This is a genomic window from Acinetobacter sp. WCHAc060033, from assembly GCF_004209125.1.
Classification (GTDB): Bacteria; Pseudomonadota; Gammaproteobacteria; order Pseudomonadales; family Moraxellaceae; genus Acinetobacter; species Acinetobacter wuhouensis.
The window spans coordinates 1-1,532 of sequence record NZ_SGSW01000138.1; the positions used below are offsets into that span (position 1 = coordinate 1).

General features: G+C 35.9%; 1 protein-coding gene. It reads right to left on the bottom strand.

Annotation, left to right across the window (positions count from 1 at the left end; all coding sequences use genetic code 11):
• Positions 1-143: 143 nt before the first annotated feature.
• Positions 144-1,496: a glutathione-disulfide reductase gene (gorA, locus tag EXE10_RS20905; protein ID WP_002122354.1), complete on the bottom strand. Its 1,353-nt coding sequence runs from the start codon at positions 1,494-1,496 to the stop codon at positions 144-146.
• Between the last annotated feature and the right edge of the window lie 36 nt (positions 1,497-1,532).

The window sequence follows — 1,532 nt, forward strand, 5'->3', positions numbered from 1 at the left end:
GAGCATGTGCTGTTTGTGATAAATTGAGATTATGTTGAGTGAGTTCTCTAATAATTCTAAGTTGTTGAAAGTTCATAATTTGGATATAGAATATAAAAATAAGAGCAAATATATAAATAAATGCTCTTTTAGATGATCAATGATTAACGCATTGTGACGAATTCTTCAGCAGAAGTCGGATGAATTGCTAAAGTGTTATCGAAGTCTTTTTTAGTTGCTCCCATTTTTAAAGCAACAGCAAAGCCTTGCAGAATTTCATCCATACCGTATCCAATACCATGAATTCCGACCACTTTCTCATCAGTTCCTACACAAATTAATTTCATTTTTGTGAGTTGTCGATGTTCTGTTATCGCTGTATACATGGATGTAAAGGAAGAACTATAAATTTTGATGGCATCTTTACCAAATTTTTCTATGGCTTGATCTTCGGTTAATCCAACTGTTCCAATAGGTGGGTGACTAAACACCACAGTCGGAATATTTTCATAATCTAAATGTTCATTTGGCTTATTGTTAAATAAACGTTCAGACAGTCTTCGACCCGCTGCCACAGCAACAGGTGTTAACTCGACTTTACCTGTAATATCACCCACTGCATAAATGCCAGACTGTGTTGTATTTTGATATGCATCAACATGAATAAAGCGATTCTCGTTCAATTGAACTTGAGTCTTATTAAGATTGATCGCTTCAGTTGCAGGTTTTCTACCAATTGCCCAAATCAAGCAATCTACACTATGTTCTGTACCATCTTCTAGGTGTAATACAAGTGAGTTATCTTGAACTTTAGTCACTTTGTTAATCTGACTATGAGTATGCACGTTAATATTTTCACTGCGCATATTCTCTAATAGTGTTTTACCAAGGAAATGATCTAATCCACGCAAAGGCTGATGTTTACGAATAAATAATTGTACATTCGAACCCAATGCATTAAGAACACCTGCCAATTCCACAGCAATATAGCCAGAACCAACAATAGCAGTCCGCTTCGGTAAGTGTTCTAATCCGAAGAAACCATTGGAATCAATACCATATTCAGCACCTTCAATTTCAGGTTTGAATGCTTGAGTCCCCGTAGCAATTAAAATATGGTCAGCTGTGTACGTTTCACCATTTACTTCAATTGTTTGAGCATCTAAAAATTTTGCAAAACCTCGAATGACATCAACATTATTTTTAGCTAGTCCTGTGTCATACGATGTATGTATTCGGCTGATATAGGCTTGTCTGTTTTCAACTAATTTCTTCCAGTTAAAGGATTTCAATTCTGTATTAAAGCCATAGTCAGGACCATATTTATGAATCGCATCGGCAATTTGAGCTGAATACCACATCACTTTTTTAGGAACACATCCTACGTTGACACAGGTTCCACCAATATCACCCATTTCTATCAGTGCACATTTCTTACCATACATGGCAGCACGATTGACTGATGCAATACCGCCACTGCCTCCGCCAATCGCAATATAATCATAGTGTTTAGACATAAATGAAATTCCTGTTTTTTAGATTTAAAAAGTTAA

Coding starts and splice junctions, on each gene's coding strand:
- gorA (WP_002122354.1), bottom strand. CDS start 1,496: ATGTCTAAACACTATGATTATATTGCGATTGGCGGAGGCAGTGGCGGT.